The following is a 22,751-nucleotide window of genomic DNA, read 5'->3' on the forward strand; positions in this document are numbered from 1 at the left end:
AGTAATTTAGGAGTTCAGATAAAAGGAGCTTCGATAGGTAGCACTTCTACTTCTTTATTTTTAATATTAAAACGGTCTCCGTTAGATAGAATATGCGTTCTTAAATTGGTTAGAGACATTGGTGTGCCTTCTTTTAAAACCTTATGGTTGTTATGTTTTAGCTTTCTTCCGTCAAAAATAATTACCATTCCAGAGCCTATTACTTCTAAAACGCCATTTTTAATAATAAGTCCGGTGTCTTCTGCTAAGCCAAGTCCGACAAGCTTTGGAAATTGTGCAACCGCTTCCGATATGCGTCCGAAACGACCTCTTTTAATAAAGTGCGTGTCTATAATTAATTCCGGGATTAAAGCTAATCCTTTATACATAGTAACTGCTCCTTTTATAAATGCTTCTGAAGCAGATCCGCCAGCAATCATTTCTTGAGACATCATCATTGCACCAGCACTGGTACCTGCAATAACAAAACCTTCTTCGTTTTTATAGCGATCTACCAAAATAGTATGCATGGTAGTACCTCCAATTTTATCGGTGATTTTAGATTGATCTCCTCCAGAAAACATGACACAATCTGCCTCTTTGATTAAATCGATAGCTACTTGTTTTTCAGAGTCTTCTTTACTTCTTATGTCTAGAATAGTAACGTTTTTACAACCTAAAGTAGTAAATGCTTCCATGTAATTTTCACCAACTTCTACAGGGATACTAGATGCGGTAGGTATCACCACAATATTAGCGTCTATTCCTCCAGCTTCTTCAACTACATGAAACAAAATACCTTCGCTTATAAATTCTAGCGTATATTGTTCACTTTCTTCAATTCCTTTATCTTCATTTCCTCCTATAGGAATTAACGTTCCGTTAAATCTATGCATCTATTTATCACTTAAAATTATAATGTGCAAAAATAGGCTAATTTTTTTACAGAAATTGTATATATTTATAATCTTTCACAATAACTAATTAAACCAAAACCTGCATGAAGATACGCGAAATAAATGCCATGAGAGGACCAAACTACTGGTCTATAAGACGTCACAAACTAATAGTAATGGTTCTTGATCTGGAAGAAATGGAAGAATTACCATCGAATAAAATTGATGGATTTCCAGAAAGATTAAAAGCAATGTTCCCAACGATGTATTCGCATCGATGTTCGGAAGGTTGCGAAGGTGGGTTTTTTATGCGCGTGGATGAAGGTACTTGGATGGGACATATTATAGAGCATATTGCTTTAGAAATTCAAACATTAGCTGGAATGGATACTGGTTTTGGAAGAACCAGAGGTTATGGCGAACATGGCGTGTATAGCGTTGTTTTTTCTTATATGGAAGAATCTGTTGGTCGCTTTGCAGCAAAATCTGCAGTCCGAATTTGCGAAGCTTTAATTGCTGGCGAAGACTACGATTTAACCGATGATATTCAAGAAATGCGAGAACTTCGGGAATCGGATCGATTAGGTCCGAGTACAGGTTCTATTATTGAAGAAGCCGAATCTAGAGGAATTCCTTGGATTCGTTTAAATAAATATTCGCTTTGCCAATTAGGTTATGGCGCAAATCAAAAACGTATTCAAGCAACAGTTACCAGTGAAACAAGTAGTATTGGTGTAGAATTAGCCTGTGATAAAGAAGATACCAAATACTTATTAGAACAAGCGGAAGTAGAAGTACCTCGTGGTGATATTATTAGACGCGAACGTAGTTTAGAAGAAGCATGTAGCTATGTTGGTTATCCGCTAGTGATTAAACCTGTAGATGGCAATCATGGAAGAGGAATTACAGTAGACATTAATAATTATGAAGATGCACTAGCAGCTTTTCATCATGCAAAAGAAAGCTCACGAAGCGGTGCTATTATTGTCGAAAAATTTATTACAGGTCGAGATTATAGGCTACTTGTAATTAATAATAGGTTAGTGGCTGGAGCGATTAGAACGCCTGCACATGTTGTTGGTGACGGAAAATCTACCGTGCAAGAATTAATTGATAAAGTAAATAGCGATCCGCGTCGTGGTTTCGGACATGAAAATGTATTGACTAAAATTACTACCAACGAGCTAACGCAAACCATCATTAAAGATGCTGGTTATACTTTAGAATCGGTTTTAGCAGCTGGTGAAAGATTGATATTAAAAGATACCGCAAACCTAAGTACTGGTGGAACTGCGGAAGATATTACCGATATAATTCATCCTGCAAATATTGCCATGGCAGAACGTATTTCTAAAATTATAGATTTAGATATTTGCGGAATTGATATTATGACCACGGATATTTCTAAACCACTATCCGAAACTGGTGGTGCTGTTTTAGAAGTAAATGCTGGTCCAGGATTTAGAATGCACTTAGCACCAACTACTGGGTTACCACGTAATGTTGCAGCTCCAGTAATTGATAAATTATTTCCAACAAAAGGAGAAACAGGACGTATTCCTATTGTAGCAATTTCTGGAACGAATGGTAAAACAACAACCACAAGACTTATTGCACATATTGTAAAAATGAATGGCCATCGTGTTGGTTATACTACAAGTGATGGTGTTTATATACAAAATAGATTATTAATGACTGGCGATTGTACTGGTCCTGCGAGTGCCGAATTTGTACTTAAAGATCCAACCGTAAATTTTGCGGTTTTAGAATGTGCAAGAGGTGGATTGCTTCGTGCTGGATTAGGTTTTAAAAAGTGTGATGTCGCTGTAGTAACTAATGTTGCAGCAGATCATTTAGGCTTAAAAGGAATTCATACCGTAGAACAATTAGCAAAAGTAAAAGCGGTGATTCCGGAAACGGTTTTACCAGATGGTTATGCTATTTTAAATGCGGACGATGATTTGGTTTACGATATGCGTCGTAACCTAGATTGTAACGTCGCTTTATTTTCTATGGATGAAAACAATCCGCATGTAAAAGCATTACAACGTCTTAATGGTATTACTGCTGTGTACGAAAACGGTTGGGTTACTATTTGTAGAGGCGAATGGAAAATGCGTATTATGGAAGCGGTGAATATTCCGTTAACCTATGGCGGGAAAGCGAAATTCATGATTCAAAATGTACTTGGTGCTGTGCTTGCTGCGCATGTTCAAGGCATTAGTATTGAAGATATGAAAGCGGCTTTAGAAACCTTTATTCCTTCGGCTGCACAAACGCCTGGTCGTTTAAATTTATTCGAATTTAATGACTTTTCTATTCTTTTAGATTATGCGCATAATCCAGCAGGAATGCGTGCCCTTCAAAATTTTGTAGAAGAATTAGATGCTACTGTTAAAGTGGGAATTATTGCAGGAATTGGCGATCGAAGAGTAGAAGATAATAATGAAATGGGAAGTATTGCTGCCGAAATGTTTGATGAAATTATTATTAGACAAGACAAACGCTTACGCGGAAAAACAGAAGAGGAGCTTATTAAAATGCTGAATGATGGTATTAAAATGAAAGATCCGAATAAGAAAACAACCATTATTCCATCGGAAAAAGAGGCGATAAAATTTGCGGTTAAAAATGCAGTGAAAGGTTCGTTAATTATTTTGTGTAGTGATGTGATTCCGGATGCTTTAGAACTGGTAAAAAAGTTTAAAGAACAAGAATCTAGAGGCGAGCTGAATTACGCAGATTAGTTAGAAATAAAGCTCTCGAAAATAATATATAATGTCCGTTTGAGCACAGTCGGAAACCTTTATCTTTTTAAGTATTTCGACTGCGTTTAATATGACATTTTTTAATTGTAAACTTTTTAGTCAGCTTCTCGTTGATTTTAAATAATATTTATGGAACAATGAATTACTCCGATAATAAATACGCTACTTTATTTCATATCCAGAAAGCAAATCAGTATCACATAGGAAACACAACCTATAAGCAACGTATTGCAAAACTGAATGCGTTAAAAAAAGCAGTGGAGTTTACGTATAAGGATAAAATAAGAGAAGCGTTATATACAGATTTTAAAAAACCGTTTACTGAAACCGATTTAACAGAAATCTATCCGGTAATTGGTGAAATTAAATTTGCAAAGAGTAATCTGAAAAGCTGGATGCAACGCCAAAAAGTAGAAACGCCAATGGCTTTACTTGGATCTTCTTCGTATTATATACACGAGCCAAAAGGGGTTTGTTTGCTTATTTCTCCATGGAATTTTCCTTTAAACTTAACGTTCGGACCATTAGTTTCTGCAATTGCAGCAGGAAATACAGTGATTATTAAACCTAGCGAAATGACGCCGCATATTTCTAAAGTGATGGCAGAAATTATTTCTGATTTGTTTGATGCCAATGAAATCGCTTTGGTAGAAGGTGAAGTAGAAGTTTCTACCGAATTATTAAAACTTCCTTTTAACCACATCTTTTTTACAGGATCGCCACAGGTTGGAAAAATTGTAATGAAAGCGGCATCGGCGCATTTAACTTCGGTGACTTTAGAACTTGGAGGCAAATCGCCAACCATTATTGATGAAACGGCAAATTTAAAAGCTGCCGCTAAAAAGATTGCTTGGGGAAAGTTTTTAAATAGCGGACAAACCTGTATTGCTCCAGATTATATTTTAATAAAAGACACGATTAAAGACGCTTTTGTTTCGGAGTTAAGAGCACAGCTGAAAACGTTTTTTACCGAAGATGCTTCTGCTTCCGATTCGCTTTCTCGTGTGGTAAATGCAAAACATTTTGAGCGTTTAGTAGCGCATTTGGAAGATGCGAAATCTAATAATGCCACGATTGAAATTGGAGGTAAAACAGCTTCCGAAGATAACTTTATAGAACCAACCGTTATTTCCAATGTACCAGAAAGTGCTTTGCTTTTACAAGACGAGATTTTCGGACCTATTCTTCCTATAAAAACATATAAAACACTAGAAGAAGCTATTGGTTATATCCATTCTAAAGAAAAACCTTTAGCGCTTTACATGTATAGTAAAAGCAAGAAAAATATAAATCAGGTTATAAAAAACACGAGAGCAGGAAGTACCGCAATTAATAATAATGTATTGCAATATACCAATCATAACTTACCGTTTGGAGGAAGTAATAATAGCGGTATAGGAAAAGCACATGGTATTTTTGGTTTCCAAGAATTTTCGAATATGCGTTCGGTATTAAAGCAGCATACTATAGGTTCTATAGAATTTTTGTTTCCGCCATATACTAATTTTAAACAGAGTCTTGTGGACTTAACTATTAAGTGGTTTTAATGAAAAAAGGGAGTGTTAGTTTTACTTAACCTTCCCTTTTTTACTTCAATTAATAGCGTCTTTAATATTTTATTGAATAACAATTCTTTTGGTAATCTGACCTTTTTTGGTGGTAATGGTAACGAGATAAATCCCTTTTTGAAAAGTACTAACGTCGATTAATTTTGCTTTTGTTGTTCGTGCTTTTTTTCCTAACAGGTCAAATATTTCTACTTGTTCAATTTGGTGTTTTGTTGCAATATTTAAATATTCTGAGGTTGGATTTGGATACACCACTAATTCATTTTCTATAGCTGTATGGTCTTCTAATGAAAGTGTCGAAAAGTTTATTGTTTTTGCAGATGGATCATTTTGATTATAAATGTTTCCTATTCCATTAATATTGATATAATTTTCTAAAAAATTATCTGTAAGAATAGTGTCGCCATTTTCAATAAAAGTAATACTTCCAGACATTGGATTTGGGTTGGTAATCACATCAAACAAAACTAATTGAAAAGGGCCGTCTCCATTTAAAAAGGTACCAAAAGCTCCTCCTTCCACACGAGCTAAATAGTAGGCATCTCCATTTGCATTAGATCCTAAAGAATTAGAAGACCAATCGTTAATAGGTATACCCGAGTTTCCTAATTCAAAATTACCTAAGGTCATTCCTGGAGGTACATAAAAAGCTGCTACCATATCATCGGTGTTCGCATTAGTCATGTTGCTACTAGGCGTGGCTATTAATGCTATTTGATAATTATTAGTAGCGCTATTAATTCCTAAGAAAGAAATACTAAAGTCTATGGTTTGTGCATAGCTACATATACTTAAAAGCATAAGCAGCATTGTTTTGTAACGGTTTTTCATAATTTATGTTTTTATAATTTTTTATTTAAAATGCAATTTGAATTGGGAAATAGTTTGAAAATGAGGTGTTACTAGGATGGTTAACAATCACGTTTTTTAAAATAGCACTATCATTATTTGGTCCGAGATAGCGTACTTGACCATTCATGTTAATATCTGCATTATTATAGCCAGTAAAAGGATAGTAATTACTACTTGTAGTATTACCAGAATGGTTAACGATAGCATTTTTTAAAGCACTAGCATCATTATTAGGACCTAAATATCGAGATTGATTATTTCCATTTACATCTCCTGCCCAAAGTGCCATGGTACCGCTTAGGTTGGCTTGACTATTAGTACCTAAGGTTGCAAAGGCTGGCGTAGTAAAATCTACAAGGGTAGCAGCGTTTTCGTTTAATCCAATAGTTGTAGCACTCATAGCGCCTAAATGATTTCTGTGTTTAACCACTATATAATAGTTGGTTGGTGCTGCGTACATTACCAAATCGGATAGACCATCTAAGGCAACCACATCACCATCGCGTTGTAGTAAAGCCGATTTTCCATTTATCAATTTTTGATTGTCATTAGCAGCGCGTAGTTCTACCCAAACCCAATCTACAATAGCCTGGTTTCCTGTTACTGAAAATACAGACGGGTTACAAGTAGCAGCGTCAGCATACGGACTTGTAGTTGGAAGATAGTTTGAACTACGCAGGTTGTCATTCATTAATCCAGGAGTAGCAGGATTTAGAAATGGTCCTTGTAAAAATAATTTTGGTTCTATTTTAATTTTCAGGATTCCATTAATAAAGCCTTCAGAAACCTGTATGTTTGCAGTGCTCAATTCTTGTGTGTTTAATTCACCAATGGTATATAGTATTTCAATATTTCCTGCAGTAGCAATTGCACCTCCACTGTCTATACTGAACTTTTCTATGGTTTGTCCAAAACTTATGTAACTACATAATAGACAACTTAAAAAGATAAGACTTGTTTTACTCATCCTCTTCCTTAGGATTACTTGGTGTTTGTTATGTTTCTTTGAAAATTTCATTTTTTGGATGTGTTTTCGGAAATTAAATTTGGTATTTCTCCTTCCATTTTTGAAGCCATCGACAGCACCATTTTTTCAAGGGAAGTATATTTATCATCTTGGGAAGCAATCTTGGTTTCTTGTTCTTGGATGATTGCTTGTTGTTCTTGAATAGCTTTAATCAACACTGGAATCAATTCGGTATAACTTACACTTAACATTTGTGTTGAATCATCACCTATCTGTACTACATTAGGAATTATTTCTTCTATTTCTTGTGCGATTACGCCTAAGGATTTATAGGGTTTATTCTCCTTATCTTTCCAGTTGTATTGTACGGGGTTTAACTTTAAAATTTCAGCAATACCAAAATCTATTGTTTCAATATCACGTTTTAGACGTTTGTCGGATGCATGCGCAAGATTTCCGTTTACAAAAACATTACCACTTCCCGTCATATACATAATATCCCCACCATCACTGTTATTAAATGTTAAGCGATCTAATGAGGAACTAGTGCCTGATATAAATGCATCTATGTCCCAACGATCATTTCCACCACGACCAGAACCCTGCATTCTTAGAGATACCGTGTTAATACCTTCTGACTTTAAAATTAGTAAAGGGATGCCTATATCGTTCTTAATCTCTAACCATCCATTAAGATCTACATCGCCAAAGCCACCTAAAGACAGTATATTACCTTGGTAACTACTAAAAAAATTGAGTCTATCATCAATTCCTTGTTCGCCTATGAAACCAGCGATATCCCAGTAACCATTACCAGGGCGATTGGAGTTCGTGAATTTTAATCGTGCAAAACCTGCATTATTTTCTACTAAGGAGAGTTGAGGTTTACTTAAAGAACTATTACCTTCTATTTCTAACATGCCATTTAGATCGCTATGTTTTCCTATACCTACACGCCCGTTTTTGAGTACGGTTAGCGCATTGGATAGATTGTTGGTAGAAGTACCATTTCCTATTTCAAATAATGGGTCTGTTGATAACCAATTAGTAAGACTACCGCCTCCAATATTATACTGACCAATTGCAGTGTTAGAAAGCGCTTCGGCTTTTGTGTTTTTACCTAAAGATGTTGCGTAATTTGCTGAAGCTTTTGTGTTTCTACCCAAAGCCGTAGAAGCTGTTCCTGAAGATATCGTGTAATCTCCCATTGCTGTAGACATAATACCCGAAGCATTGGTGAAATTACCCATTGCCACAGAGCCATATCCAGAGGCAGTAGTATGAGATCCTTGAGCAAAAGATTTATTGCCAGTTGCACCATACGTTGTCGATGCTATGCTGTTTATATTTAAATCGGTTGCACCAATTCCAATATTTCCATAATTAGCAGGGTTTGTACCTTTTATTCGATATCCTATTCCGTTGCCTTCGTCTATAGCCTCTAAACCAGAAGTTACTAAATTAATGTCAGCGTATTCTTTAGTAATAAGTGCTTTAGGGTCTGTAATTTCAGCTAAATCAAAACTTGGTGCTGTAACGGTGCCATTTTGTAATACGGTAAGGGCATTACTTCGCGTATTCGTATTAGTTCCATTACCGACTTCAAACAGTGGGTTTGTAGAGGCGAAATTGGAAGGAGCACCTCCACCTACATTGTAAGAACCAATTGCTAAAGAAGCTAATGCCTCTGCTTTTGTGCGATATCCCATTGCAGTAGAGTTACCACCAGAAGCTTCGCTTTCAAAACCAAAAGCAGCAGTGGAACTGTTTGAAGCAATTGTGTTTGTCCCTACAGCAAATGATCTATTACCAGTTGCGCCATGGTCATCGGATACTTCGAAAGAAGTACTAAGATCTACAGCTAAATTACCAATATTCCCAAATTGTATGGGGTTTTTCCCTTTTAATCTCCATCCTGGCCCAGTACCCTCATTAATGGATTCTAGACCCGAAACATTACCGGCTTCTGTAGCAAAGGATGCATAAGGCACAGTTTTAAATTGTGTTGTTCCAAGATCAATAAGTCCATTTCCGGTATCGATCTGCACATTTAAAAAATGATCATTTTCTCCCCAGTCAATCGTTGAGAAATCATCAGAAGTAGTACCTTCTCCTATGTTTACAATAATGACCCCATTGGCATTGGTTGTTGGTGTATGGGTTTCTTGATATACATTAGCTAGACCTTTTCGAATGATAAATTGAACTGTAATATTTTGGTTTGCTACTACATTACCAAGGTTGTCTTTTACTATGGCTTTATAGTTAATGCTATTGCCTTGTGCAAACGTAAATTGGATAATGAGTAATAGCGCAATACTTAAAATTGTGTTTTTCATAATCATGTTTTTTATGGACTTTGTTTAGAGAAAGTACCGGATTAACTGCTTTTTATTATGATTTCCTTTTCTAAAAAAAAAGAGGTTTATTGAATAACTATTCTTTTTGTGACTTGTCCTTTTTCGGTGGTGATTTTAACGAGATACATTCCTGTTTGAAAATTACTAACATCAATCGATTTTACTTTTGTTATTAATACTTTTTTGCCCAACATATTATAAATAGTAATCGCTGAAATGGTTTGGTTTTCTGCAGATGAAATGTTTAAAATAGTATCTGCTGGATTGGGATACATTTGAATACTGTTTTCTAATGCATTGCTATTTGTGCTTAATGTTTCTGTGCTATGAATAGTAAAGCTTTTGTAGTATTCATTATCTGCAAGTGCTAAAGTTCTAAATACGCGAAGCTTATATGTTGTTCCAGATGTTAAATCAGCAATAGTTCCTTCATATTCAAAGCAATCTAATGCTGTGCCATTACAAGCGTCGTAAAGGGCAAAATTATTCCAGTTTATTGTTCCATCTATAACTATATAACCATTTATTGGCATGGTGAAATCGTACCAAACATCTGCATAATCTTCAGCAGCAGTTCCAGAACAACCAACTTCATTATTAATGGTTGCTCCAGCAATTCCGAAGTTTACGGTTGTAGGTGAATTGGTAACTGTAATGTTTTCCGCGGAAGCGCAATCGTCATTATTTATAATTTCAAAAGCTTGAATAGAAAAATTTAAGTAACTATTGTCTGCTAAATCAACGGTCCTAAAAAGGCGTAATTTATAATTTGTTCCTGCGGTTAAACCGGAATACAGTTCGTCGGTATTGCCACATTGAATTTGTGTGCCACCACAGGCATCATATAATGCGAAATTATTCCAATTTATTGTGCCACCAACAAATAAATTACCGTTTACTGGCATGGTAATATCATACCAGATATCTAAATAGTTAGCTGTTGTTCCTGTGCAACCTTCTTCATTATTTAGCATTGCACCACCAATTTCAAAATTGATGTTTGTTTCTTCTGTTGTCACTGTTAATGTTTGTGCGGAAGTGCAAAAATCATTTGTTGCTTCTGGGTATGCTTTTATGGAAAAGTTGGAATAGGCGTTATCTGCTAAAGCAACGGTTCTAAAAACACGAAGTTTATAGTTTGTTCCAGCTGTTAATTGAGGATATAGCTGGTCGGCATCACCACATTGTATTTGTGTACCACCACAAGTGTTATATAGCGCAAAGTTATTCCAAGAACTAGTGCCATCAATAAATAAATTTCCGTTTACAGGCATGGTGAAATCATACCAAATATCTACATAGTCAGCTGTTGTTCCAGCACAGCCTTCTTCACTATTTATTGTTGCACCACCAATTTCGAAATCTACATTGGTTTCTACTGTAGTAACATTTAATGTTTGGGCAGATGCACAAGTATCATTTATTACTTCTGGATATGCTTTAATTGAAAAGTATTGGTAGGTGTTATCTGCAAGTGCCACCGTTCTAAAAAGGCGTAATTTATAGTTTGTTCCTGCGGTTAAACCAGAATACAGTTGGTCACTAGTGCCGCATTGCATTTGTGTGCCACCACAAGAATCATATAGTGCAAAGCTATTCCAAGTAGTTGTACCGGCAACAAATAAATTTCCATTTACAGGCATGGTAAAATCATACCAAATATCTATATAGTCAGCTGTTGTTCCAGTGCAACCCTCTTCATTATTTATCGTTGCGCCACCAATTTCGAACGCTACGTAGGTGTCTTCTGTAGTAACGTTTAGTGTTTGTGCAGAAGCACAATCATCATTTGCTACTTCAGGATACGCTTTAATTGAAAAATTCTGGTATACATTGTCTGCAAGCGCAACCGTTCTAAAAAGGCGTAATTTGTAATTTGTTCCTGCTGTTAATTCTGAATATAAGGCATCGCCAGAACCACATTGCAATTGTGTGCCACCACAAGCATCATATAGAGCGAAACTATTCCAGTTACTAGTTCCATCAATAAATATATTTCCATTTATAGGCATGGTAAAATCATACCAGACGTCTACATAGTCACTAGTTATTCCACTACAACCTTCTTCATTATTTATGGTTGCACCAGCAATTTGGAAATCGACTTCTGTTTCTTCGGTAGAAACGTTAAGTGTTTCCGCAGAAGCGCAATCATCATTTGTTGCTGCTGGATATGCTTTTATGGAGAAGTTTAGGTAGTTTGTATTCGTAGCATTCGAAGCGGTTCTAAAAAGACGTAGTTTATAGTTCATTCCTCCGGTTAAACTAGAGTATAATTGGTCACCAGAGCCACATTGTATTTGTGTGCCACCACAAGCATCATAAAGTGCAAATCTATTCCAAGAAGTTATACCGTCAATAAATACATTTCCATCAACAGGCATGGTAAAATCATACCAAATATCTGCATAGTCTGCAGTAGATCCAGCACAACCTTCTTCATTAGTAACTATGGCATCGATAATTGTAAAACTGATATTCGTTTCACTAGTGGTAACTATTATGGATTCGGCATTAGCACAAGTATCATTTGCGGGTTGTGCCAAAGCGAATTGTGTTAATAATATGGTGCTAATTAAAAAGTAAATTTTTTTCATGGTCTTATATATTAAGGCTTTAATTGTGAGTGGTTTACGTGTTGTTTTTTTGTGTGACGTTTTTTATTTTTTAGAAAACCAATAGTTTGAGTAGCTTTCTTCTTTAAAAAATAATTGAATTCACTTCAATTATTTCGATTAATAGCGCTTTTGTATCTTATAGAATAATGATTTTTTTAGAGGCCTTACTTTTCCCTGTTTCAATTTTATAGGAATTCCATTTTGGGAAACGGAGATGTTTTTAGATAAGGCAGAGTCATCAATTACTATCTGAGAAAATAAAAAAGGGGTAAACAATAGAGTAGTATAAAAAAAAGTAGTTTTTTCATTAGATTGACGTTTAAGGAAATTTAATTCCACGAGATTAATAGCTTATGTTCCTTTTTAAGAACGATGTAAAATTCATACTTTATCTGCATTTTTTTTTCATCCTAATGGGTGATTTTTTTAAAAACAGGATGTTGTACTTTTGTATCCTAATGATTAAAAGCAAATGAAATTTTCTATAAAACTATTTTATATATGTATTCTAATTTGTTCGTTGTCTTATGGGCAAGATGCAAAACCGGATGCGTATCAGGATAGCTTGCAATCTGTAATAAATAAGAGTACCAATAAAAAAGAAAAAACGGAAGTACTGTTTTTAATGGGGGAACATTTGGTACAACGTAACCCACAATTGGCAGAAAAAATTGCGAATCAATTAAAGCAAGAATATGTAAATACTGCAGACAGTAGTCAAGTAAGGCGTAATAATTACATATTTGCAGCTTGTCATCGATGGCATGGAGATTATGCTACGGCACTTAATTATTATCAAAACATTTACAATTATTCTAAAAAGCACAAAGATTCTTTAGATATCGCTATTAGCGGACATTTTATAGGCACCTTAAATATGTATTTAGGTAATAATGTGGTGTCTCAAAAACATTTAATTGAAACCGCCAAAATTTACGATGCTATAGGAACAGCAGAACAAAAAGCGAGAATTAATAATTCTTTGGCAGGCTTTTATATGAATATAGATCAGTTAGAAAAAAGTAAAGAACAATATGTAAAAGCATTACAACAGTTTGAAGTTTTAAAGGATAGCTCTGGTATGGCTGGAACAAATGCTAATTTAGGTTTACTTTATACTGAATTGGGTAATTTTGATAAGGCAGAACTACATTTAATGAAGCAAAAAGAACTCAATAAAGTGTTTCCAACACTTCGAGAAATGGGTTTTCATTATGATTTTTTGGGACTTTTACGACAAAAACAAGATCGCTTAGAAGAGGCATATATGGAGCATCTTAAAGCACTAAAAATTAGAGAACATTTAAGTAGTACCTATAATTTATGTGAATCAAAACTAAATATGGGTAAGGTTTTAATTAAATTAAATAGATACCCAGAAGCAATTTCTCATTTAAAAGATGTTTTTAAATATGATGAACATGAATCGCTTTACCAACAACAAACAGCGTATCAGCTTTTGTCGGAAGCATATGAAAACAGTGGGAATTATAAAGATGCGCTAAAGGATTATAAATCTTTTAAAGAGATTAGTGATTCTATTTACTCTAAAGAATCTATAGAAATTATAGCAGAAAAAGATGCTTTGTATGAAAAACAAAACCAAGATGCAGAGATTTTATTATTGAATAAAGAAAAAGAAGTTGCTACCGTAAAACTTTCTAGAACTCGAGCAATATCTATTGGTACGCTTATTGTTTTGTTTTTACTTTCTATAGCTGTTCTTAGTCTCTTTAAAGTGTATAATAAGATAAAAACCAAAAATCAGATCATAACCAAAGCGTTAAAAGATCGAGAATTATTGCTTCACGAAACACATCATAGAGTTAAAAACAATTTACAAATGATATCTAGTTTGCTTAACCTGCAATCTAAATATGTTGAAGATGAAAAAGCTTTTGAAGTATTACAGAATGGAAGAAATCGAGTGCAGTCTATGGCTATTTTGCATAAAAATCTTTATGCAGGAGACGATTTAACTTTGGTTAATATTCAAGATTATTTTGAAGGATTAGCTACCAGTATATTTAACTCCTATCAAAAATCGGGAAAGGAAATACAGGTTACTATTCAGGCGAAAGGTATTGTTATGGAAATTGAATCGGTTGTGCCTATTGGTTTAATTGTTAATGAATTGATGACAAACTCGCTAAAGCATGCTTTTGAAGGTGTGAAATCTAAAAATCCAGAAATTATAATAGTAATGAAAGAAAGTACTGCTAGTTATGATTTGTCTGTAAAAGATAATGGTATTGGTCTTCGAGAGGATTTTATTAAAAAATCGAATACAGAAACATTTGGGCAACGTCTTATAAATTCGTTTGTTCAAAAATTAAAAGCTACTATTACAACAAATAATAATAATGGTACCGAAGTTGCTTTAACAATTCCTAAAAAATTAGCGTAGCAAGTTGTTTAGTGCGTTTATGGTTTCTAAACGTGTATGCGTATTTAGTTTTTCGTAAATGTTTTTAATATGTGTTTTTGTAGTATTAATACTAACAAATTGTTCGTCGGCTAACTGTTGGTTGTTTTTACCGTCATACATTCCTTTTAGTACGTCAAATTCTTTTTGTGTTAACGGCGTTGCAATTAATTTATTAATAACCTCTCGATGTAGCTCTAGCGGGAGTATAAATTTGGAGAAATTATAAAAAGCTATTTCAATACTTGTAAAAAGTTCTTGCTCATTAAATGGCTTTACGATATAACCCATTGGTAAAGTCTTTTTTGCCTTTTGTACTATTTCTTTTCCGGAATAAGAAGTTAAATATAGAAATGGAATTTTCCGAGTTTTGTTAATATGTTCTGCAATTTCAAAACCTTCATAATTTCCATCCAAATTAATATCTAATAAAACTAAATCGGGTTTCATTTTTTCAATAGCCTGTAAAGCATCTGTTTTATCATAGGCAGTTCCTACTACTTCATAGTTTGCACTAGTTAGCATATCTTTAATATCTTCAGATATAATTGGGTCGTCTTCAACAATTAAAATACGAATAGCAGACATACAAACTCTATTTCAGTTTTCAGGTTAATTTTACGAAAAGTGAAAGTTAAGCTATTTGTGATTTGTAAGTAAGTATTTTTGGTAAAAAATTTAAAATCAGCTGTTTAGTTTTTATTTAGTCTTAATATGTCACGCCTTGTTTATCTAAAACCGTTTTTGTTCTAAAGGCATAGAATAGTAAGTACACAAAACATAAAACAGCAATCCAATAGGAAGATTGAATATTAAAAACATCTGCTAATTTTCCTTGCAGTGGCGGAATAATTGCACCACCAAGAATCATCATGATTAAAAAAGCAGAACCTTGAGAGGTGTATTTTCCTAATCCTGCAATGCTTAATGTAAAGATGCAAGGCCACATAATAGAGCAAAATAATCCTCCAGATAAGAATGCAAATAATGCCACATTTCCAGAAGAAAACAAACCAATTAGCATTGCTAGAACACCAAATAGACTAAATATTTTTAATGTTTTTACAGGATTGTCTTTCGCTAAAAAGAAACCAAAGATTTGTACTGCTACGCAAAGACCAAAAAAGAGTATTTGGTCTGAGGAGTATTTTCCAAAATTGACTAATAGAATAACACCAAATGCAATATATGGTACAATAATTAGTAATACTTTTTTAAGCCCTTTACTAGGATTAAAAATGGTAATCGATCCAACCCAACGGCCAACCATTAATCCGCCCCAATATAATGAGATGTAAGGCGCTAACTGCCCATCATTTAATGTTGCTAGGCCTAATGCGTTTAGATTTGTGCCGTTTACTGCTTGTTTCAATAATTCGCCTAAATTACTTCCAATAGTAACTTCTACACCAACATAGGTGAATATGGCTAGCATACCTAAAACGAGTTGTGGGTACTTCATTGCTCCCCAACCTTCCGCTTTTTTAGAAGAGCTAGAATATGCAAAAATAAGGCAGCCTATTACTGCAAATAATGCGATAACTAAAAGGATTAATCTTTTGTGTTCTAAAGCTTCCGAAGAAATTTGGCCACCAGAGTATGTGCTAAAAATGTATCCAAAACATGCAACAATAATTACCGTTAAAACTAGAAGTAAGTTTTTGGCTTTGTTTGCGGGTTCAAAGGCTGTTTCTGACTTTAAAGCGGGTAGTTTTTTTGAAAAATGAAACAAGGCTGCAGCTACTAAAAATAATACCCCAACACCAAGATAGAGCGATTGTATTGTGGTTAGTTTTATTTCATTATTTTGAATCATAGTGGTTAATTCTTCACCAGATAAAGGTGCAGAACCAAAGATGATAAATGCTACTACAATTGGGCCAATAGTAGTCCCAAAAGAGTTTATTCCTCCTGCTAAATTAAGTCTATGAGATCCCGTTGCAGGATCACCAAGTGCAATGGTAAAAGGGTTTGCTGCAGTTTGTTGTAACGAAAAACCTAAACCAACAATAAAAAGCGCAATTAAAACAAAATAGAAAACTTGTGTTTGTCCTTGTTCGGCTCCCATAGTTGCCGGGTACATAACAAATGCACCAATGGCAGATAGGAGTAAACCGTAAACAATGCCGTTTTTATAACCCCAAGAATTTAAGATGTCTTTTTTTATAGAACTCGATAAAACAAATAGGAGTAATGCGCCCAAATAATATGCACCATAAAAAGCAAAATCTACTAATTGCGATTGAAACTGATCAATATTGAAATACGTTTTACAAAAAGGAATAAAAACACCATTGGATGCAGCTATAAATCCCCAGAAAAAGAAAACAGTAACCAAAGTAGTTAAAGCCGATTTGTTATTTTGATTGTTCATTTGGTTGGTTTAGTTAATTTAAGAACGGTAATATAATAAATCTTAAGGTATAGTTAAATATAAATGCGGAATGTTAAAATGGGCTGCAATGAATTACATTTGATAAAAAATTATTAAATGAAATTTGTTATCACGCTTATACTAGTTTCACTAGTCTTGTTTTTTGTAGAGTTTTATGCTTTTCAAGCTTTAAAGACGGTTACAAAAAATAAAATAATAAAATGGGTTTGGATTCTTATTGCAGTGGCTATTTACGCCAACTTATTTTATACTGTTTTTACAACACCTAGAAGTGCTGGGCAAACCAAAGGGTTTCAGTTAGCTGCAGGGTTTTTGCTTACATTTTTAATTCCTAAAGTATTGATTTTAGCTGTTATGTTTGGCGAAGATGTTTTTAGAGGATTTATGAAATTATTATCCGTTTTTTCTAATGGAGAAACACAACCAGTTGAGGGAAGACGTGCTTTTATAGCTAAAATAGCATTGGGGCTAGCAGCATTACCGTTTGCCTCTTTTTTGTACGGAATAATCCAAGGGCGTTACAACTATAAAGTACTAAAATATCAATTAACTTTTGACGATTTACCGGAAGCTTTCGACGGATTTAAAATCACGCAGATATCCGATATTCATTCGGGGAGTTTTACCAATAAAGAGAAGATTGCATATGGTGTGCAAATGATTAATGACCAGAAGTCGGATATTATTTTATTTACCGGAGATATTGTAAATAATAAAGCAGATGAAATGAACGATTGGATTACTCTTTTTAGTACACTGGAAGCACCAATGGGGAAGTATTCTGTACTTGGTAATCATGATTATGGCGATTATGTAGAATGGGAAACACCACAAGATAAGGTGAAGAATTTTCAAGATGTAAAGGATATTCACCCAAAAATAGGTTTTGATTTATTGCTGAATGAAAACAGATACATTGAAAAAGATGGTCAGAAAATAGCTTTAGTAGGCGTAGAGAATTGGGGAAAAGGATTTAATCAAGCGGGAGATTTAGCAATAGCTTCCGAAGGAATTCATAAAGACGATTTTAAAATCTTGATGACGCATGATCCTTCACATTGGGAATATAAAGTGAAAAACGATGATTTTAACTATCACTTGTCTTTAAGTGGGCATACACACGGACTGCAAATGGGTATTGAAATTCCAGGTTTCTTTAGATGGAGTCCGTCACAGTATGTATATAAACAATGGGCTGGTTTGTATAATGAGTTTGGTCGTTTTATTAATGTGAACAGAGGTTTTGGTTATCATGCATTTCCAGGAAGAGTTGGGATTTGGCCAGAAGTAACTGTAATAGAGCTTAAAAAAGGTTCTAATGTTACATAATTTATAAGAAATGTTATTTTTAATACGAAAATGCTTATTTTTATAAATAACACGTAATCCAACTAAAATAGATTTGGATTATTAAACGAATAGAAATAGTAAGTTTGTATATACGTGTTGGAACAAAAACTATTGTATATGTCAAAATTTGGAGAACTTATAGATGTAGAAATTCCTGTGCTTTTAGACTTTTTTGCGGTAGATGAACAATCGCATAGTATGCATGCAATACTTCGAGATGTTGCTGCTGCATTAGGTGATAAAGCAAAAGTTATTAAAATAGATGTAGATAAAAACCAAGAATTAGCAGAAGCTTTGCGTGTTAAAAACGTACCTACTTTAATTATCTATAAAAATGGAGAAATGAAATGGAGGCAAACTGGAGCGCAAGATTCAGATACGCTTATTGGAATCATTCAAGAATACGTTTAATGTATTTCTTTATAAGCAAGAAGCATATTCCTTGCTTTTTTTTCTAAAAAACTATGCTATACTTTTAAAAGCATAGCCCTTTTTACTAAAATATTCTAATACTTTAGGTAATGCATATTGCATGTTTTTTGAAGCTTTTATGCTATCATGAAATACAACAATACTTCCGGAATCTGCCTTAGTAATTACATTGTTTAAGCAAGTTTTTCTAGAAACAAAATCATCCCAATCTATAGAAAGTACACTCCACATGATTATTTTATAACCTAGCTTTATAAGTGCTGTCCCTTGTTTTGGAGTTATTTGCCCATAAGGAGGACGAAACAAATTCAGCTTGATTTGATAATTGTTTAATACTAAATCATATGTTCGTTTTGCGCTGTGTAAATAATCTATAACCGAAGTTTTCCAACCTTTTATATGATTTTGTGTGTGGTTTCCAATTGCATGACCGTCATTAATTATATCTTGAAATATTTCTGGATGCTTTTCTATATTATTTCCAATACAGAAAAAGGTAGCTTTTGCATTATATTGTTTTAGTAAATCTAAAACCCAATTGGTGATTTCAGGTGTTGGGCCATCATCAAAAGTCAAGTAAATTTCTTTAGTATCAGAAGCTATTTCCCAAGTATATTTAGGAAATAGTTTCTGTACAACTAAAGGTGTTTTTACTGGCGTTAAATTCATGTGTTCCAGATTTTATTCTGGTGCAATCACCGTGTCTTTTTGAATTAAATCTATATCTTCTACTGGTGCTCTAGGTGCTTCGTCAGAAATACCAGCATTAAAATGATCAAACAACTGTAAGAAGTTAGTAAACGTTTTAGCTTCGGTTTTAGATAATTCATCATCATAGTCTAGAACAACATCTACAAGTGCTTTATAACGCTCTATATCTGTAATGATAAGTTCCCCAAGTTCGCGCTGTTTTCTTTGGTCTAAAGTGCTGTAATATGTTAAGTTTTCTTGATACTTAACACTTACGTCTTTAAATAATTTGCGTGCCTTTTCTTTTGCACCAACTTCATAATAAGCGCTTATATATGGTTCTAGCAATGTATAGTAACCAAAGTAATCCACAGGCATGTTATCCATTGCTAAATCTGCAATTTCTTCTGCTTTTTCAGGCTTTTCTTCATTTATAAATTGTTCTACTAAACGTGCTAAGTTTCCTCTGTAAGTAATAGAATTTGTTCTTGTTTCTACATCATGGTAAATATCTGGGCTGTTGCTATTTCCCCAATCCCATTTTTTAACAATATTGTACATTTTTTCACTATCTACTCTTCCCATATCAAATGGGTTCGCTCTGTCTACAGCAGTTTTAATAGGTGTTAATTTATAACACATACCGTCAAGTTGCAGATAATCTTTCATCCAGATATAATCATCTTCGCCAAAAGCGCCACCTGTAAAATAGATTGGTCTTTTCCAATCATTATTCGCAACAATATCTAACATCAGAAGACGGTTTTTATATAATGCGCTTTCTGTGATTTTGATCTGAATATGATCTTCTATTTTATCGGCATCTTTCGCGGCTACAATTCCGTATTTTAAAGCATTTTCTTTATTCACAGGAATGATAACATCTTCCACAGGGAAATAATTAGAGTTCGTTAAATAACTTGGATACTCATTCGGGTTGTCTCCTTGCTGCTCAATAATATATTTGAATTTTGTTTTAGGATTTTCACTTCCTATAAAATCTAAGAAGTCTTTAATCATCATGGTATCCTTAGAGATGGTTCTTTTCATTACATAATCACGGGTACCATGTTTGTATTGGTCATGCGTAAATTGCGAAGGAATTGGATCACTCTCGTATGCTTTACGTTTCATTTGATCGATATACCAATCGGTTTGAAAAAGACTTGTATTCACCACACGAACATCTGTTCTATAACCTTCAATTTCTTGGGCATACCAAAGTGCAAAGGTGTCATTATCTCCAATAGAGAAAAGTATGGCGTTTTCATCACAAGAATCGAGATACATTTTAGCCATTGCTTCTGCAGTGTATTTTCCAGATCGATCATGATCATCCCAATTATTTGCAGCTAAAATTCCAGGAACTAAAATAAGAGAAACCAATGTAATTGCGGGAGCTAGCATTTTGGAAGGCGCATATTTTTTAAGCGCGTCATAAATGCCGTAAACACCAAATCCAATCCATAAGGCAAATACGTAGAATGAACCAACGAGAGAGTAATCTCGTTCACGAGGTTCAAAAGGTCTTACGTTTGTATATACTTGAATTGCTAATCCTGTAAACAGGAAGAACACAAGCATTGTCCAAAATGTTTTTTTGTCTTTATTATATAAAAAGAATAAGCCAATTAACCCTAGAATTAATGGGAAGAAATAATATGTATTTCTAGCTTTGTTGTTTTTTACATCTCCCGGTAAGTCTGTTTGTGACTGGTCTAAATGCCAAGAATCGATAAAGTTAATACCACTAATCCAGTTTCCGTGGTTGTCATATTCCCCTTGCATATCATCTTGTCTTCCGGTGAAATTCCACATAAAATAACGCCAATACATGTAGCCTAATTGGTATTCAAACATGTAGACAATGTTACTCATTAAGGAAGGTTTTTCAATATCTAGATATTGTCCAAACTGCTTTAAAAATTTGTTATAATCTTCATAGTCTATTAAACCTTGAGAGACATCGGATTTAAAATCAGTAATCGTTTTTTTAAGTTCCGTTTCTTTAAAATATGCTGAAATTAATTCTCTATTCGAAGTAATAAAGTTTTCATATTCGCTTTCCGATATTCCTCCAGATTGGTATCTACCAATAACTTCAGAAATATTAGAACGTTGTTCGTGGTCTAAAGAAACTTCTGGTTTTAGTTTAAAATCTAAAATACCAGTAAACATTAAATAATTTTCGGCATTATCAGCACTCCACATTCTTGGTAAAATAGAAGCATGTTCATGATTGTAGTTTTGCTTCGCTTTTTTGTAGTCGTTTACAATAACATATTCACCTTTTACTAAGTCTTTTTCGTATTTGGGCTTATCATCTACATAAGGTTCAATTTCATCTAAACCAGAATATTGATCTGTAAATTGAGGTCCGTAAAACAAGTGGGTTTCCGGATATTGCTCTAAGTTATAATATGCTAATAATTCTCTAGCACTGGATGGGTTGTTTTCATTAATAACAACATTTGCATTTGCACGAATAGGAAGCATGGTCCATGATGAAAAACCAATAATGATAAAGGTTAAGCAAAGTACTGCTGTGTTTAAATGTATGTAGTTTTTCTTTCTGGTATATTGTAATCCAAAATAAATAAGCGCGACTAAAAGTAGGCCGGCAATGATGGACCCAGAATTAAATGGAAGACCTATAGAATTCACAAAGAAAATTTCTAGAACACTAAAAAATCTTAATATATTAGGAGCAAGAAGTTTAAATATAAAAAGCAGAATAGCGATAGTCACTGCGTTTGCGATTATAAAATTCTTTACTGTAATTTCTTTATAGTTTTTAAAATAATAGATCAATCCAATTGCAGGAATGGTAAGTAACCCCATAAAATGTACTCCAAAAGAAAGACCAATAACAAAGGCAATTAAAATAAGCCAACGGTTTCCTCTGGGTTTATCCATGTCTTGTTCCCAACGCAATCCTAGCCAAAACAGAATGGACATAATTAAAGTTGCCATAGCATATACCTCTGTTTCTACAGCATTAAACCAAAAAGAATCGGTAAAAGTAAAAGCTAAACTACCAACTAAGGCAGAACCTAAAATAGCTACAGATTGATTTTTATTTAATTCAGAATCCTTAGCAACTACTTTTTTAAGTAGAAGACTAATAGTCCAGAACATGAATAATATGGTGAAAGCACTAGAAACAGCGCTCATCATATTCATTAACAATCCGATTTGTGAAGATTCTAAAGCAAATATGGAGAAAAAAGCGCCAAGCATTTGAAAAAGAGGAGCTCCAGGTGGGTGCCCTACTTGTAATTTTGAAGCAGTTAAAATATACTCTCCAGCATCCCAAAAACTTACGGTAGGCTCAACAGTTAAGCTATAGGTGATTAAAGCTATTAAAAAAGAAAACCAGCCTAAAATGGTGTTCCATTTTTTAAAATTGAATTGTGTCATGTATCTATCTTGTTAACATGGCGAATTTAAT

At 34.0% G+C, this 22,751-nt stretch carries 14 protein-coding genes; 5 read left to right on the plus strand and 9 right to left on the minus strand.

The genetic code is table 11. The features are described from left to right. Positions 1-14 precede the first annotated feature (14 nt). Positions 15-875 (minus strand): cyanophycinase, encoded by an 861-nt coding sequence (locus ACVCXO_RS17700; protein ID WP_452230922.1) that lies wholly within the window; start codon positions 873-875, stop codon positions 15-17. 104 nt (positions 876-979) lie between these two features. Here ACVCXO_RS17700 and cphA point away from each other — a divergent pair, with 104 nt between their 5' ends. Both cphA and ACVCXO_RS17710 read left to right on the plus strand, forming a co-directional pair. Next, positions 980-3,622 (plus strand): cyanophycin synthetase, encoded by a 2,643-nt coding sequence (gene cphA, locus ACVCXO_RS17705; RefSeq protein ID WP_452230923.1) that lies wholly within the window; start codon positions 980-982, stop codon positions 3,620-3,622. Positions 3,623-3,780: 158 nt separating this feature from the next. Continuing rightward, positions 3,781-5,190, plus strand: coding sequence for an aldehyde dehydrogenase family protein (locus tag ACVCXO_RS17710; protein WP_452230924.1), 1,410 nt, complete (start codon positions 3,781-3,783; stop codon positions 5,188-5,190). Between the two features lie 69 nt (positions 5,191-5,259). Here the strand turns inward: ACVCXO_RS17710 and ACVCXO_RS17715 are convergent, their stop codons facing one another. The 4 genes from ACVCXO_RS17715 to ACVCXO_RS17730 all read right to left on the minus strand — a co-directional run bounded on the left by ACVCXO_RS17715 (position 5,260) and on the right by ACVCXO_RS17730 (position 11,987). After that, complete coding sequence (locus ACVCXO_RS17715) at positions 5,260-6,042, minus strand: T9SS type A sorting domain-containing protein (RefSeq protein WP_452230925.1); 783 nt, start codon at positions 6,040-6,042, stop codon at positions 5,260-5,262. Positions 6,043-6,067: 25 nt separating this feature from the next. Further along, complete coding sequence (locus ACVCXO_RS17720; protein WP_452230926.1) at positions 6,068-7,081, minus strand: hemagglutinin protein; 1,014 nt, start codon at positions 7,079-7,081, stop codon at positions 6,068-6,070. Beyond that, positions 7,078-9,369, minus strand: coding sequence for a tail fiber domain-containing protein (locus tag ACVCXO_RS17725; protein WP_452230927.1), 2,292 nt, complete (start codon positions 9,367-9,369; stop codon positions 7,078-7,080). The genes ACVCXO_RS17720 and ACVCXO_RS17725 overlap by 4 nt, the downstream gene beginning before the upstream one ends. Positions 9,370-9,455: 86 nt before the next feature. After that, positions 9,456-11,987 (minus strand): T9SS type A sorting domain-containing protein, encoded by a 2,532-nt coding sequence (locus tag ACVCXO_RS17730; RefSeq protein ID WP_452230928.1) that lies wholly within the window; start codon positions 11,985-11,987, stop codon positions 9,456-9,458. A gap of 493 nt (positions 11,988-12,480) precedes the next feature. Here ACVCXO_RS17730 and ACVCXO_RS17735 point away from each other — a divergent pair, with 493 nt between their 5' ends. Continuing rightward, positions 12,481-14,415: a histidine kinase dimerization/phosphoacceptor domain -containing protein gene (locus ACVCXO_RS17735; protein WP_452230929.1), complete on the plus strand. Its 1,935-nt coding sequence runs from the start codon at positions 12,481-12,483 to the stop codon at positions 14,413-14,415. Here ACVCXO_RS17735 and ACVCXO_RS17740 read toward each other — a convergent pair. Together ACVCXO_RS17740 and ACVCXO_RS17745 are read right to left on the minus strand one after the other, a co-directional pair. After that, complete coding sequence (locus tag ACVCXO_RS17740; RefSeq protein WP_452230930.1) at positions 14,407-15,021, minus strand: response regulator; 615 nt, start codon at positions 15,019-15,021, stop codon at positions 14,407-14,409. The genes ACVCXO_RS17735 and ACVCXO_RS17740 overlap by 9 nt on opposite strands. 121 nt (positions 15,022-15,142) lie before the next feature. Next, positions 15,143-16,807 carry an MFS transporter gene (locus ACVCXO_RS17745; RefSeq protein WP_452230931.1) on the minus strand — a complete coding sequence of 555 codons (1,665 nt, stop codon included), beginning with the start codon at positions 16,805-16,807 and terminating at the stop codon, positions 15,143-15,145. 117 nt (positions 16,808-16,924) lie between these two features. Between ACVCXO_RS17745 and ACVCXO_RS17750 the strand changes: the two genes are divergently transcribed. Both ACVCXO_RS17750 and ACVCXO_RS17755 read left to right on the plus strand, forming a co-directional pair. Further along, positions 16,925-18,157 carry a metallophosphoesterase gene (locus ACVCXO_RS17750; RefSeq protein ID WP_452230932.1) on the plus strand — a complete coding sequence of 411 codons (1,233 nt, stop codon included), beginning with the start codon at positions 16,925-16,927 and terminating at the stop codon, positions 18,155-18,157. 138 nt (positions 18,158-18,295) lie between these two features. Beyond that, a complete protein-coding gene (locus tag ACVCXO_RS17755) occupies positions 18,296-18,589 on the plus strand; it encodes a thioredoxin family protein (RefSeq protein WP_452230933.1) in 294 nt (97 codons plus the stop codon). A gap of 51 nt (positions 18,590-18,640) precedes the next feature. Here ACVCXO_RS17755 and ACVCXO_RS17760 read toward each other — a convergent pair whose 3' ends face one another. Together ACVCXO_RS17760 and ACVCXO_RS17765 are read right to left on the minus strand one after the other, a co-directional pair. Then, positions 18,641-19,279 carry a polysaccharide deacetylase family protein gene (locus tag ACVCXO_RS17760; RefSeq protein ID WP_452230934.1) on the minus strand — a complete coding sequence of 213 codons (639 nt, stop codon included), beginning with the start codon at positions 19,277-19,279 and terminating at the stop codon, positions 18,641-18,643. Positions 19,280-19,291: 12 nt separating this feature from the next. Further along, positions 19,292-22,720 (minus strand): protein O-mannosyl-transferase family, encoded by a 3,429-nt coding sequence (locus tag ACVCXO_RS17765; RefSeq protein WP_452230935.1) that lies wholly within the window; start codon positions 22,718-22,720, stop codon positions 19,292-19,294. Positions 22,721-22,751: the final 31 nt, after the last annotated feature.

The sequence above is a fragment of the Lacinutrix sp. MEBiC02404 genome, from assembly GCF_053601575.1.